The 13,893-nt window shown below is 64.7% G+C and carries 12 protein-coding genes; 6 read left to right on the forward strand and 6 right to left on the reverse strand.

Going from position 1 to position 13,893, the window contains the following annotated elements; translation table 11 throughout:
* Positions 1-1,965 (reverse strand): MacB family efflux pump subunit, encoded by a 1,965-nt coding sequence (locus SJI00_RS02640; protein WP_322460191.1) that lies wholly within the window; start codon positions 1,963-1,965, stop codon positions 1-3.
* The gene (locus SJI00_RS02645) at positions 1,966-3,144 is read right to left on the reverse strand and encodes an efflux RND transporter periplasmic adaptor subunit (RefSeq protein ID WP_322460192.1); all 1,179 of its coding nucleotides are present in this window, start codon (positions 3,142-3,144) and stop codon (positions 1,966-1,968) included.
* A 209-nt stretch (positions 3,145-3,353) separates the two neighbouring features.
* Here SJI00_RS02645 and SJI00_RS02650 point away from each other — a divergent pair, with 209 nt between their 5' ends.
* Positions 3,354-4,664, forward strand: coding sequence for an MFS transporter (locus SJI00_RS02650; protein WP_322460193.1), 1,311 nt, complete (start codon positions 3,354-3,356; stop codon positions 4,662-4,664).
* Between the two features lie 192 nt (positions 4,665-4,856).
* On the opposite strand, the gene SJI00_RS02655 is transcribed toward SJI00_RS02650, so the two are convergent.
* Complete coding sequence (locus SJI00_RS02655) at positions 4,857-6,539, reverse strand: electron transfer flavoprotein-ubiquinone oxidoreductase (protein WP_322460194.1); 1,683 nt, start codon at positions 6,537-6,539, stop codon at positions 4,857-4,859.
* A 523-nt stretch (positions 6,540-7,062) separates the two neighbouring features.
* Here SJI00_RS02655 and SJI00_RS02660 point away from each other — a divergent pair.
* The 5 genes from SJI00_RS02660 (at position 7,063) to SJI00_RS02680 (ending at position 10,807) form a co-directional block, all read left to right on the forward strand.
* Positions 7,063-7,812: an electron transfer flavoprotein subunit beta/FixA family protein gene (locus tag SJI00_RS02660; RefSeq protein ID WP_322460195.1), complete on the forward strand. Its 750-nt coding sequence runs from the start codon at positions 7,063-7,065 to the stop codon at positions 7,810-7,812.
* Positions 7,813-8,742: an electron transfer flavoprotein subunit alpha/FixB family protein gene (locus SJI00_RS02665; RefSeq protein WP_322460196.1), complete on the forward strand. Its 930-nt coding sequence runs from the start codon at positions 7,813-7,815 to the stop codon at positions 8,740-8,742.
* Between the two features lie 76 nt (positions 8,743-8,818).
* Entirely contained in the window at positions 8,819-9,640 is an 822-nt protein-coding gene (locus SJI00_RS02670) for a substrate-binding periplasmic protein (RefSeq protein ID WP_322460197.1), read from the forward strand.
* A 10-nt stretch (positions 9,641-9,650) separates the two neighbouring features.
* Positions 9,651-10,004: a DUF4398 domain-containing protein gene (locus SJI00_RS02675; RefSeq protein WP_416220982.1), complete on the forward strand. Its 354-nt coding sequence runs from the start codon at positions 9,651-9,653 to the stop codon at positions 10,002-10,004.
* Entirely contained in the window at positions 10,001-10,807 is an 807-nt protein-coding gene (locus tag SJI00_RS02680) for an OmpA family protein (protein ID WP_322460198.1), read from the forward strand. The genes SJI00_RS02675 and SJI00_RS02680 overlap by 4 nt, the downstream gene beginning before the upstream one ends.
* A gap of 70 nt (positions 10,808-10,877) precedes the next feature.
* On the opposite strand, the gene SJI00_RS02685 is transcribed toward SJI00_RS02680, so the two are convergent.
* The 3 genes from SJI00_RS02685 to SJI00_RS02695 form a co-directional block, all read right to left on the reverse strand.
* Positions 10,878-11,567 (reverse strand): GntR family transcriptional regulator, encoded by a 690-nt coding sequence (locus SJI00_RS02685; protein ID WP_322460199.1) that lies wholly within the window; start codon positions 11,565-11,567, stop codon positions 10,878-10,880.
* 15 nt (positions 11,568-11,582) lie between these two features.
* A complete protein-coding gene (locus tag SJI00_RS02690) occupies positions 11,583-12,287 on the reverse strand; it encodes a FadR/GntR family transcriptional regulator (RefSeq protein ID WP_322460200.1) in 705 nt (234 codons plus the stop codon).
* Between the two features lie 76 nt (positions 12,288-12,363).
* Positions 12,364-13,665: a C4-dicarboxylate transporter DctA gene (locus SJI00_RS02695; protein WP_322460201.1), complete on the reverse strand. Its 1,302-nt coding sequence runs from the start codon at positions 13,663-13,665 to the stop codon at positions 12,364-12,366.
* Positions 13,666-13,893 lie beyond the last annotated feature (228 nt).

Here is a 13,893-nt window from a genome sequence, read left to right on the forward strand (position 1 = left end):
CTATTCGCTGGTCAAGGCTTTGACCGGGTCAAGGCGCGCAGCCTTGCGGGCCGGCATGAAGCCGAACACCACCCCGGTGATCACGGCGCAGGCAAAGGCGCCGAGGATGGCAGGCAAGGTAAAGGCGACGGCCACATTGGCCAACAGCAGGCTGGCGCCGAGGGTCAGGGCCAGGACGATGCCGGTCACGCCACCGACCATCGACAGCATCACTGCCTCGCTGAGGAACTGGCGCAGGATGTCGCGCTGGCGGGCGCCGGTGGCCATGCGGATGCCGATCTCGCGGGTGCGCTCGCGCACGGTCATCAACATGATGTTCATCACCCCGATACCGCCCACCAGCAGCGAGATCGCAGCGATGGCGCCGAGCATCAGCGACAGGCTGTTCTGCGTGCGCGCCTCGGCCTGGATCAGCGCGGCGTTGTTGGTCACCTGGTAGTCCTGCTGGCCGTGATGACGTTGGCGCAGCAGCCGGTCGATGGCCGCCTCGCTCTCGGTCACCCGCGCCGAATCGGCGGCGGCGATGATCACGTATTCGGGGTTGCGGGTGGCGAACAGGCGGATGGCTGCGGCGGAGTAGGGCACAACGATGCGCTCGTCGCTGTCCTGATCGCCCGAGCTCGCGCCCTTGCCGGCCAGCACGCCCACCACCTGGAACGGTACGTTGCCGATCAGCAGGTACTGGCCGATGGGGTCGCTGCCCGGTGCCAGCAGCGTCTCGCGCACCTTCTGCCCGATCACTGCGACGGCTGCGCCCACGCGCTCGTCCGCTTCGCTGAAGAAGCTGCCCTGGACCACCGGCCAGTTGAGGATGGCCGAGAACTGCGTGTTGTTGCCGCCCACATAGAAACGCTGGTTGTTGTTGCCGTGGCGCACGTCCAGTTCACCGCCAATCACCGGCATGATGCGCTGCACCTGCGGCAGTTGGCCGATGGCTTGGACATCATCGAGGGTGACGATGCCGGCCGCTTCGCGCAGGGTGGCGCGTTTGCCGTTGAGGTAGAGGATGTTCGAGCCGAACGCGGCCATTTGCGCCATGACCTGGCGCTTGCTGCCTTCGCCGATGGCCAGCATCACTACCACCGAGGCCACGCCGATGACGATGCCGAGCAGGGTCAGCGCGGTGCGAAAGCGGTTGATCCACATCACCCGCCAGGCCGCGCGCAGCGATTCCAGCAGCTCGCCTTTCCACGCCCCACGCAAGGTGGCGCCACGGTCCAGGCGCTGGCGCAGCGCGTCGGCTTGCAGGTGCTCGGTGGCGGCGTCGGCCGGTGCGCCTGCGCCCGAGTCGCTGACCACCTCGCCATCGCGCACCTCGATGATGCGCCGCGCGCGCGCGGCCACTTCGCGGTCATGGGTGATGAGAATGATCACGTGGCCTTGGCTCGCCAGCTCGTCCAACAAGGCCATGACCTCGGCGCCGCTGTGGCTGTCGAGCGCGCCGGTGGGTTCGTCGGCGAGAATGATGTGCCCGCCGTTCATCAGGGCACGGGCGATCGACACCCGTTGCTGCTGACCGCCCGAGAGTTGATGCGGGCGGTTGCCGGTGCGGCTGGCCAGGCCCAGGCGCTCGAGCAGGGCGGCGGCGCGGGCGTGGCGTTCGTCGGCGCCCAGGCCTGCGTAGATCGCCGGCATCTCGACGTTTTCCTGGGCCGACGCCGAGGGGATCAGGTGATAGCCCTGGAACACGAAACCAAAGGCTTCGCGGCGCAGCCAGGCCAGCGCATCGACGTCCAGTTCGGCAACGTCCTGGCCGGCAAAGTGGTAGCTGCCGGAGGTGGGCCGGTCGAGGCAACCGAGCACGTTCATCAGGGTCGACTTGCCCGAACCTGAGCTGCCGACAATGGCGACGAACTCACCCGGATGAATGCGCAGGCTGATGCCGCGCAGCACTTCCACAGCAGGGGAATCCACCCCGCCATAGACCTTGCGAATCTCGCGCAGCTCGATCAGGGGTTGGCGCATTCAGCCTCCGCTGGCGACAGGCGCGCCGATGACCAGGCGCTCGCCTTCGCGCAACCCGTCGAGCACCTGGGTGCGCAAACGGTCGCTGAGGCCGACGCGCACCTGGCGCTGCTCGACCTTGCCGTCGGCCTGCAGCACCTGAGCCAGGCGCAGGGTGTCGTCGTCGGTGCTGTCCAGTGCCGCAGACGGAGCAGTCAGCACCTGCTGGGCCTGGCCGGCGACGAAGAATACCTGCGTGGTCATTTCCGCCATGAGCGCACCGTCGGGGTTGTCGACGTCGAGCAGCACCGTGTACTGCACCACCTGGCTGCCGGTGGTGCCGGCGCTGACGCTGGCCGGGCTACCACCGCCCTGGCTGGTCTGGTCGAGCGGCCGGGGCGGGATGGGCAGGATCTGGCGCACCGTGCTGGTCCAGCGGCGCTTGCCGCCAGCCAGGGTGGTGAAATAGGCAGTCATGCCGGCCTTGACCAGGCCGATGTCCGCTTCGGACACCTGTGCCCAGACGGTCATCGGCGAGAGCTTGGCGATGCGCAGGATCAACGGTGTCTGTTGCTGGGCGTTGAGGGTCTGGCCCTGGCGCGCATCCAGCGCGACCACCGTACCGTCCATCGGCGCGTAGATGCGCGTGTAGCCGAGCTCGGCCTGATCACTGCGCAGGCTGGCCTCGGCCTGGCGGATCTGCGCCTGAAACTTGGCGATACGGGCCTCGGTGACTTTCACTTGCGCCTGTGCCGCTTGCACGTCTTCGGCGCGGGTGGCCCCGGTCTGGGCCAGGTCGCGCTGGCGCGTGGACTGTTGCTGGGCGAGCTGGAACTGGGCGCGCTGCTCGGCCAGCTCGGCCTTGAGGTTGTCGATGGAGAAGCGCCCGGCGTCGACGCGTGCCTGCTGCATGGACGGGTCGATCTCGACCAGCAACTGGCCCTTGTGCACCACCTCGCCCACTTCGACGGCCAGGTTGCGAATCTGCCCGGAGGCCTGGGCGCCGACGTCCACGTAGCGGCGCGGCTGCAAGGTGCCCAGCGCCGTGACGCTGCTTTCGATGTCGCTGCGGGTCACCGTGACGGTGCTCGGCGCAGGGCCGTTCAACGGCAGCGTGGCCCAGGCAGCCAGGCAGGCCAAGGCCAGCAGGCCGGTGGCGCTGAGCAATAGCGTACGGCGAGGGGTGGGGGCGCGTTTCATGCGGGCTTCCGGCCGAAGATCGTGGACGCGCGCCGGAACACGGCGTGCGCAAGTCCCCCATTGGACGAAGCGGCGTAACCGGGATTTAGCGTGGGGTGGATGCGTGCGGGTGGTCGCCGCTCTCAGGGCACCGTTGGCGGCACCCGCGGACATTCCCCGCGCCGCTTTTGGTATCCTGCTGCGCTTTGCCGAACCGCGGAACCTGCCCCATGCCTGCCACCGCTTCTGCCCGCGCGCCGCGTTTGAGCCGCCGCGATCACCGCACCCTGGCCCTCGCGGCACTGGGCGGCGCGCTGGAGATCTACGACTTCATCATTTTCGTGTTCTTCACGCTGACCCTCAGCGAACTGTTCTTCCCGCCCGAAATGCCCGAGTGGCTGCGCTTGTTGCAGAGTTTCGGCATCTTCGTGACCGGTTATCTGGCCCGGCCGCTGGGCGGCATTCTGATGGCGCATTTTGCCGACCACCTTGGGCGCAAGCGCATGTTCAACCTGAGCATCCTGCTGATGGCCTTGCCCTGCCTGTTGATCGGCGTGATGCCGACCTACGCCGACATCGGCTACGCGGCGCCATTGCTGCTGCTGGCCCTGCGCATCCTGCAAGGCGCGGCGGTGGGGGGCGAGGTGCCGAGTGCCTGGACGTTCGTTGCCGAGCACGCACCGGCAGGGCGTCGCGGTTATGCCCTGGGCTTTCTGCAGGCGGGGCTGACCTTCGGCTATTTGCTCGGGGCGCTGACCGCGAGCCTGTTGGCCGAGCTCTACAGCCCGCAAGACATCCTTGACTTCGCCTGGCGCTATCCGTTTCTGCTCGGCGGGCTGTTTGGCGTGATCGGCGTCTGGCTGCGCCGCTGGCTGAGCGAAACGCCGGTGTTTCTGGCCTTGCGCGCGCGTAACGCAGAGCCGGTGGCCTTTCCGCTGCGCCGGGTACTCAGCGAACATCGCCCGGCGCTGATCCCGGCAGCGCTGCTGACCTGTGTGCTGACGTCCGCCGTTGTGGTGCTGGTGGTGGTCACGCCCACGGTGATGCAGAAGAGCTTTGCCATGAGCGCTGGCCAGACGTTCGCCCTGAGCAGCGTGGGCATCGTCTTTCTCAACCTGGGCTGCGTGTTGGCCGGATTGCTGGTCGATCGGATCGGCGCCTGGCGCGCCTTGGCCATTTACAGTCTGCTGCTGCCGCTGGGCATCGGCGGGCTGTACGCCAGCCTGGTGGGGCAGTGGGGGCCGGTGTGGCTGGCCTATGCGCTGGCGGGGCTGTCGTGCGGGGTAGTGGGGGTGGTGCCCTCGGTGATGGTGGGGCTGTTCCCGGCATCGATCCGGGTATCGGGCATCTCCTTCACGTACAACGTGGCCTATGCGCTGTGGGCCAGTACCACACCGCTGGCGTTGATTGCCTTGATGCCGTGGAGCCCGTGGGTGTGCGTAGGGTTTTGCCTGATCATGGGGGTGGTGGGGGCCTTGACGGCGGCGTACTTCAGTGGCCGTGAGTCGCTGCAGATGGCGCCCGATGGCGCCTCGGCCTGAGGCCATGCGGCAAGCCCGTGCGTTTGCGGGCCAGGCTTTGTACGCGCCTGGAAGCACTGACGCTGTTCACACCTGAAAACGCCGCTTTTTCACTACGAAAAAGCGGCGTTTTTTTGGCTTTCACACGCGGTACGGGCGGTGCATCTGTTCACCCGTGCCTTGGTGAACAGCCTAATCGCTTGCAGGGCAGGCTTACATGTTGGGGTACGTCGGCCCGCCTGCGCCTTCGGGGGTGACCCAGGTGATGTTCTGCGCCGGGTCCTTGATGTCGCAGGTCTTGCAGTGCACGCAGTTTTGCGCGTTGATCTGGAAGCGCTTGCTGCCGTCTTCCTGCGCCACCACCTCGTACACACCGGCCGGACAGTAACGCTGCGCCGGTTCATCGTACAGCGGCAGGTTGCTGGCGATCGGGATGCTCGGGTCGGTCAGCTTCAAGTGGCAAGGCTGCTCTTCTTCGTGGTTGGTACCGGAGATGAACACCGAGCTCAGCTTGTCGAAACTGAGCTTGCCGTCGGGCTTGGGGTAGTCGATTTTCTTCGACTCGGCGGCCAGTTTCAGGCAGGCGTAGTCGGGCTTGGTGTCACGCAGCGTGAAGGGCAGTTTGCCGGCGAACCAGTTCTGCTCCACATAGTTGAACGCGGCGCCGAACAACGGGCCGAACTTGTGCATGGCTGGGCCGAAGTTGCGGCTGCTGTAAAGCTCTTCATGCAGCCAGCTGGCCTTGAACGCATCCACATAACCGGTCAGCGCGTCGCCACCCTCGCTACCGGCCAGCAGCGCGTCGGCCACGGCGTCGGCGGCGAGCATGCCGGACTTCATTGCGGTATGGCTGCCCTTGATCTTGGCCACGTTCATGGTGCCCAGGTCACAACCGATGAGGGCGCCGCCGGCGAAGACCATCTTGGGCAGCGAATTCAAGCCGCCCTTGGCCAGGGCGCGAGCGCCATAGCTGATGCGCTTGCCGCCTTCGAGGTACTGGCTGATCACCGGGTGGTGCTTGAGCCGCTGGAACTCGTCGAACGGCGACAGGTACGGGTTGGCATAGGACAGATCGACGATCAGGCCCACCACCACCTGATTGTTTTCCAGGTGGTAGAGGAACGAGCCGCCAGTGTTGTCCTTGGCCACCACGTCCAGCGGCCAGCCGGCGGTGTGTACCACCAGGCCCTGCTGGTGCTTGCTCGGGTCGATCTCCCAGATTTCCTTGAGGCCGATGCCGTAGTGCTGCACGTCGGACTCGTTGGCCAGATCAAAGCGCTTGATCAGTTGCTTGCCGATATGCCCGCGGCAGCCTTCGGCGAACAGCGTGTACTTGGCGCGCAGTTCCATGCCGGGGGTGTAGAGGCCCTCCTTGGGCTTGCCTTCGCGGTCGACACCCAGATCGCCGGTGACGATGCCGCGGACCACGCCCGTTTCGTCGATCAGTGCTTCCTGGGCGGCGAAACCTGGGTAGATCTCAACGCCCAGGTTCTCGGCCTGCTGCGCCAGCCAGCGGCACAGATTGCCCAGCGAAATGATGTAGTTGCCCTCGTTGTGCATGGTCTTGGGCACGAACAGGTCGGGCACCTTGATGGCGGTTTCGCCGTCTTTGAGCACGTAGATGTCATCGCGCTTGACCGCCGTGTTGAGCGGGGCGCCGAGGGCCTGCCAGTCAGGGAACAGTTCGTTGAGCGCACGGGGCTCGAACACGGCACCGGAGAGAATGTGAGCACCGACCTCGGAGCCTTTCTCGACCACGCAGACGCTGATCTCGTTACCGGCTTCGGCGGCCTTCTGCTTCAGGCGGCAGGCGGCGGACAGTCCCGCCGGGCCAGCGCCGACGATGACGACGTCGAATTCCATGTATTCGCGTTCCACTGGTTCTCTCCTACTCATCAAGGCTTTTTCGCGGTGCTTGTCTGGGATTCAGTGCAGTCGACCCGGGCTATCTTGGCTGTAGCTCGTGGAATGACTGACTACACCGTTTTAGGGTGCCGGCATTATATCTACACCACCTCGGCGGTCCAATACAAACGTTTGTTTGAATTTGCCGCAGCCCTGTAAATTCACAGGGGCGGGGCTGGAAACTGGCCGATTTGGCGTATTGACCGAAGGGGGTGTTGCAGTCAAGATACGAGCGCTTTTACGCTCGCCGCGGGCTGCCTGCAAGGCGCAGGAGCACCTCTAAAAACCCGGCGCCAGGCAGGGTTTTGCGGCCATTGCACGTGGTGTAGTGGAGTCTACACGCCACCACCTGGAATGACCCGCAGGTTTTGCCAGGCCGGTCCATCACCGGCCACTGGCGCGGCGCTAATTTTGCCAGCGTTGGAACGTTTTTCAGAGGTGCCCTTGTACCCACGCGCATTCGCCGGGCCAGGCCCGAGCGACATTCTTTTCACCGGAGAGTAACGAGGAATCCATGAAGGTTCTTGTAGCTGTCAAACGAGTGGTCGACTACAACGTCAAGGTTCGCGTCAAGGCGGACAACTCCGGCGTCGACCTTGCAAACGTCAAGATGTCCATGAACCCCTTCTGCGAAATCGCCGTGGAAGAGGCCGTGCGCCTGAAAGAGAAGGGCGTGGTCAGCGAAATCGTCGCCGTGGCCGTAGGCCCGACCGCTGCCCAGGAACAACTGCGCACCGCCCTGGCCCTGGGCGCTGACCGCGCCATTCTGGTTGAAGTGGCCGATGAGCTGAACTCGCTGGCCGTGGCCAAGGCGCTCAAGGCCGTCGTCGACAAGGAACAGCCTCAGCTGGTGATCCTCGGCAAGCAGGCCATCGACAGCGACAACAACCAGACCGGCCAGATGCTCGCTGCCCTCACTGGCTTCGCACAAGGCACCTTCGCCTCGAAAGTCGAAGTGGCTGGCGACACGCTCAACGTGACCCGTGAAATCGACGGCGGCCTGCAGACCGTTGCCCTCAGCCTGCCTGCCGTGGTCACCACCGACCTGCGCCTGAACGAGCCGCGCTACGCGTCGCTGCCCAACATCATGAAGGCCAAGAAAAAGCCGCTGGAAATCGTTACGCCCGATGCGCTGGGCGTCGCCATCACCTCCACCACCAAGACGCTCAAGGTCGAGGCTCCGGCAGCCCGTGGCGCTGGCATCATGGTCAAGTCGGTGGCTGAACTGGTCGACAAACTGAAGAACGAGGCGAAGGTAATCTAAATGACTATCCTGGTTATCGCTGAACATGAAGCCGGCGTCATCGCCCCGGCTACCCTCAACACCGTTGCCGCTGCCAGCAAGATTGGCGGTGACGTGCACCTGCTGGTTGCCGGTGCCAATGTCGGCACCCTCGCCGAAGCCGCCGCCAAGATCGCCGGCGTCAGCAAGGTGCTGGTTGCCGACAACGCGGCCTATGAACATGCCCTGCCAGAAAACGTCGCGCCGCTGATCGTCGAGCTGGCCGCCCAGTACAGCCACGTGCTGGCCCCGGCTTCCACCAACGGCAAGAATATTCTGCCGCGCGTGGCAGCGTTGCTGGATGTCGATCAGATTTCCGAGATCATCTCGGTGGAATCGGCCGATACCTTCAAGCGTCCGATCTACGCGGGCAACGCCATCGCCACCGTGCAATCCTCGGCGTCGGTCAAGGTCATCACCGTGCGTGGCACCGGTTTCGACCCGGTTGCCAGTGAAGGGGGTTCGGCTTCGGTCGAAGCCGTTTCGTCGGCACACGACGCCGGCAAATCGTCATTCGTCAGCGAAGAGCTGGCCAAATCCGATCGTCCTGAGCTGACCGCCGCCAAGATCGTCATTTCTGGCGGCCGTGGCCTGCAGAACGGTGACAACTTCAGCCACCTCTACAGCCTTGCAGACAAGCTCGGCGCCGCGGTAGGTGCTTCGCGTGCGGCGGTCGACGCCGGCTACGTGCCCAACGACATGCAGGTTGGCCAGACCGGCAAGATCGTCGCGCCGCAGCTGTACATCGCCGTGGGCATTTCCGGTGCCATCCAGCACCTGGCGGGCATGAAGGACTCCAAAGTGATCGTCGCGATCAACAAGGATGAAGAGGCACCGATCTTCCAGGTCGCCGACTATGGTCTGGTAGCCGACTTGTTCGAAGCCATTCCGGCGTTGGAAAAGCTGGTCTGATCCTGCGCCTTCCCTTATAAAGAAGCCCGGCCCTCACTTGGAGGGCCGGGTTTTTTTTGGCGGCTAGGAGCGCGGCATGGCGGTTCGGACATGGGCAACAGGTAGCATGCTGGCACTCGCGCTGGGCTCACCGCTGGCGTTGGCCGCGGGCAAGTGCGAGCGGCTTGTCGTGACTGGCAGCCCGGATGCGCCGCCTTATTCATGGCAAGACCCTGCAGACCCTCGGCACCTGATTGGCGCCAACGTCGACCTGCTGCGCCAGATCACCACAGCAATGGGTATCAGCGTCCAGGTACTGCAGGCCGGCCGTCGCGAACAGGCCCTTGAAGAGGTGCGCAGCGGGCGCATGGACCTGCTGCTCGACGCACCTCTGCACACCGATCAGCTCACAGCACTCGACTACATCCACCCTCCGCTGCAGCTCAACGAATACCTCATCTGGACGCGTGTTGATGCCGCGCTCGAGGTGGAGGGCGTCGCCGATCTGGCCCAGTACAAGGGCAGCGTGTCGGCCAAGGCGCGCCTGTCGCCTGCTTTTGAAACGTTTGCCAAGAACGGCTTGCAGCTGGAGCGGTCTCAGAACCTGACCCAGGCCTTCCAGAAGCTGGTGCTCGGCCAGGTCGACTACGTGCTGGCCGGGCGCTATGCCGGCATGGCGATGGCGCAGGGCCTGGGCGTCGCCAATGACGTCGAGCCTCGCGGGCTGCCGGTCGACCGGCCCGGGTTGTACCTGGCGGTCTCGCACAACTCGGCCTGCAACGATCCATGGCTGCGCGGACAATTGGCGAAAAAACTGACAGAATTATCGATTTCCGGCGCCTCTGAGGCCGTGCTGCAACGCAACGTCGAGCGCTGGAAGGCGCAGATGCAGCCTGTGCCGGAAGCCCCCATACAGTAGGAACAGTCGCTTGAGAATCCCGACCTTGACCCTCGCCCTGGCCCTGTGTGGCCTGGCAGGCTGCGCCAGCGATCCGGCGCCCACCGAACAGATGCGCCTGTCCGAGCAGGCGCTGGAGCAGGCCAAGGCCGTCGGTGCCACCGATGAAGTGCCTGAATTCAAACTGGCGCAAGACAAGCTCGACCGCGCCCGCAGCAACATGCTGTCAGCGCAGTACCGCGATGCTCGCCTGCGCGCCGAGCAGGCCGAGCTCGATGCCCGCTTGGCCGAGGCCCGGGTACTGACGCAAAAGAGCCAGGCTCAGTTGAGCGTGGTGCAGACCCGCGTTGACCGTCTGCGCAAGCAATTGGCGGTGCAACCATGAGCCGTATCAGCGCAGGCATGGTCGCCGTGCTGGCCGTTGCCGGCTTGCAAGGGTGCGCCAGTGAGCGCAGCGAGCAGACCCTGACCGACGCCTCCAGCGCGTTTCAAGCGGTCAAGGACGATGCCGATGTATTGCGCAGCGCACCGCGCGACGTGATCCGCGCCGGTGAGTCCCTGGGCCGCGCCGAACGCCTCTCGAGCTATATCGGCAGCGGTAGCGATGTGCGTCACTATGCCTACCTCAGCCAGCGCTACAGCCAGATCGCCCGCGAGCACAGCGAGCTGGCACTGAATCAAGAGCGCCTGGCCAAGCTCGACCTGGAGCGTCAGCGCCTGCAGTTGGCGCTGCGTGAAGCCAAGCTCGACAGCGTTCAGCAGCAGGGCAAATGGCTGGAAACGCAAATCGCGGCGCTGGCCTCGGAGCAAAGTGATCGCGGCCTGGTCATGACCTTGAGCGATGTGCTGTTCGACACCGGCCGCGCAGAGCTGAAGAACTCTGCCAGCCGCACCGTGCTCAAGCTGGTGCAGTTCCTGCAACTCAACCCGCGCCGCGTGGTACGTATCGAGGGCTACACCGACAGCACCGGGCCCAGCGATGAAAACCTTACGCTGTCGCGCGATCGCGCCCAGGCTGTGGCCGACATGCTGGTCGACCTGGGGGTCGATGAGCGGCGTATCGAGGTGCAAGGTTACGGCGATCAGTATCCGCTCGAAGCCAACGCCTCCGAGCGCGGTCGGGCGCAGAACCGCCGCGTGGAAATCGTCTTCTCCGATGCCAAGGGCATTCTGGCGCCGGCGCGCTGAGCACCCTGTGCGGTGTGAGCGGCGGGCGGGCCTGGCGGCGCGGCACCCACTCGGGTAACCGCGCCGGGTGTCAGTGGCGGGGCTCGAGCACGAGCTTGTCTTCTAGGCGGTCGAGGTGTTCGTGCATCAGCCTCAGCGCCGCACTGGCATCGCCTTGCTCGATTGCGTCGATGATCGCGGCATGCTCCTGCCAGGCGCAGTGCTCGCAACATGGCGACTCATAGCGCGCGATGATCAGCGACGTCATCGGCACCAGGCCATTGAGAAACCGCGCCAGCGGCGCGTTGTCGGCCATCTGCGCCAGCTTCAAGTGAAACTCCCCGCCCAGACGAATCGCCGTGCAGCGCTCCCCGCGCTCATGGTGCTGGCGTTCGCGCTCGACCAACTGGCGCAGTTGGCGAATCTGCGTGGGTCGCGCCCGCTGCGTGGCCAGCCCGATCAATGTGGTTTCCGCCAGGCGCCGCGCGCTGAGCACCTGCCTGGCCTGCTGCGGGTCCGGGGCGGCAAGGTGTGCGGTATGGCTTGGGCGCTGTACGATCACTTGCTGGTCCGACAGCCGCCCGAGCACGCGACGAATCACCGTGCGGCTGACGCCGAAGGCATTGCTCAGCGCCTGTTCAGGCAGCGGGCTGCCCGGCGGCAGGCGCTGTTCGAGGATGGCGTCGAACAGGCGTGGATAGATCTGCTCGGCAGACAGGCGGGTTTCACCACCGAGCAGCAGTTTGGGCAGGCGGGGGGCGGCGTGGGCGCAGGCGGACATGGTCGCTCTCCAGTGTCAGGGGGACGGGTTTTCGTCCGGTATGTTCAGCTCGATGCCCATGCGCAGACCTTCCTCAAGGATGTGTCGACGCATCTGGGCACTGGCCTTGGCGCTGTTCTTTTCGCGGATTGCGCGCACCACCGCTTCGTTTTCGGTCAGCCGCGCGGCCAGGTGCTCCGGCGATTTGCGCAGCATGTCGGCGCTCTGCTTGAGGGCAGTACCGGTCTGCTGCACCACGCTCTGGAAGATCGGGTTGGTGGTCAGTGCGAACAGCGCCTGGTGAAACGCGATGTACGCCGAGACGCCGGCTTCGCTGTCTTGCGCCTCCAGCGCTTCACGCATGTCCATCAGGGTCAGGCGCAGTTGGCCGATGTCCTGGCTGTTGGCTGACTGCGCCACGAGCCCGACGATGAACGGTTCGAGGGTATAGCGCAGCTGCAGTACGTCAGCCAGGCTGGCCCCAGCGACCTGTTCACCGGCGTTGCTCAGCACGCCGGCATCGACGTCCAGCACCAGTACGCCCTTGCCCGGCAGCGAGCGCAGCAGGCCCAGGGTTTCCAGTACGGTGACGGCTTCGCGCAGGCTGGGGCGGCTGATGCCCAGTTGTTCTGCCAGCTCGCGCTGGCCGGGCAGCATGTCACCGCTGCGCCATTGGCCGCGGGCCAAGGCCTGACGCAGCTTTTCCACTACAGCGTTGACCACGGTCGATGAGCTGATCACAGGTGGCTCTCCGGGTGTGGATGCATCGGGATTCCTCGCGCGCCGACGCGGTGCGCCGGCGGCTGTTTCAGTCTTGCTATTGATGGGCGGTGCCCGGTTTGCGGGCGGCGAGGGCAAAGCCTGGCTTGCCGGCGAGCACATTGTTGGCGCGTTCGAGATCGATGTCTTTTTCCCAGCGCGCGATGGCCACGGTGGCGACGCAGTTGCCGATCAGGTTGGTCAGCGCGCGGCCAATGCCCATGAACCAGTCCACTGCCAGCACCAGCACCAGGCCGACCACTGGAATCGCCGGCACTGCGGTCAGCGTTGCCGCGAGGATCACCAGCGCCGAACCTGGGATGCCGTGAGCCCCTTTGGAAGTCACCAGCGAGACCAGCAGGATGGTAAGCAGGTCAGTCATGGCCAGCGGTGTGCCGGTGGCGTTGGCGATGAACACGATGGCCAGGGTCAGGTAGATGGAGAAGCCGTCGAGGTTGAAAGAATAGCCTGTGGGGATCACCAGGCCCACGGTGGAGCTGCCGATGCCCAAGTGTTCGAGCTTGCGCATGATCTGCGGCAGCACGGCATCGGACGAGGCGGTGCCGAGCACGATGGTCAATTCTTCACGCAGGTACTTGATCAGCGGAATCAGCTTGAGCCCCGACACACGCATCACGGTGCCGAGGATGATCAGGACGAAGCCGGCGCAGGTCAGATAGAAAAGTGCCACCAGACCGCCCAGATGCTGCAGCGACTCCAGGCCATATTTGCTGGTGGTGAAGGCGATGGCGCCGAACACGCCGATCGGCGCCAGGCGCACGATCATGCCCATGATGCGGAACACCACGTGGCTGAGTTCGTTGATCAGGCGCGAGATGCCCGAAGCCGGCTCACCGACCAGGTTCAGGGCGCTGCCGAACAGCACCGAGAACAGCAGTACCTGCAGGATGTTGTTGTCTGCAAAGGCGCCTACCACCGAGGTGGGAATCAGGTCCATCAGGAAGGTAGCCGTGCCATGGATCTGGTGGCCGCGCTCGGCCAGGCCGCTGGCATCGGCGCTGGACAACTGGTCCAGATGGATATTGGCACCCGTGCCGATGCCGCTGGCGAAGGCGAACACCAGGCCGATCACCAGCGCAATGGTGGTCAGCACCTCGAAGTAGATGACCGACTTCAAGCCGATACGGCCGACCTTCTTCAGGTCGCCTGCGCCGGAGATGCCGCTGACCACCACGCAGAAGACGATAATGCCGATCAACATCTTGATCAGCTTGATGAAACCGTCGCCGAGGGGTTTGAGCTGCAGGGAAACTTCGGGGAAGCTGAGGCCGCAGATCACCCCGAGGGCGAGGCCTAGCACGACTTGCAGGAAGATCGAACGCGAGCACCATTTGAGCATGGGAGGAGTCTCTTGGTCGGTGTCCTTGCTCGACGGTGGTGAGGCGCCCGTGAGCGTGGACTTAATTATTGTGGTCTTACCGGTTTGTCCAGTGCGCGCTCACTCTACGCCCGCCTTTTTCTGCATTGCAAGGTGTTTCAGTCTTACCGGTCTGACCAGTTGCCGGCCCCTGTCTCTGTGAGGGCTCTAGGTTGATGGCTTAAGCGTTTCATCCAGGCGAAAAAAAAC

This window comes from Pseudomonas gebzensis, assembly GCF_034427815.1.
GTDB lineage: Bacteria > Pseudomonadota > Gammaproteobacteria > Pseudomonadales > Pseudomonadaceae > Aquipseudomonas.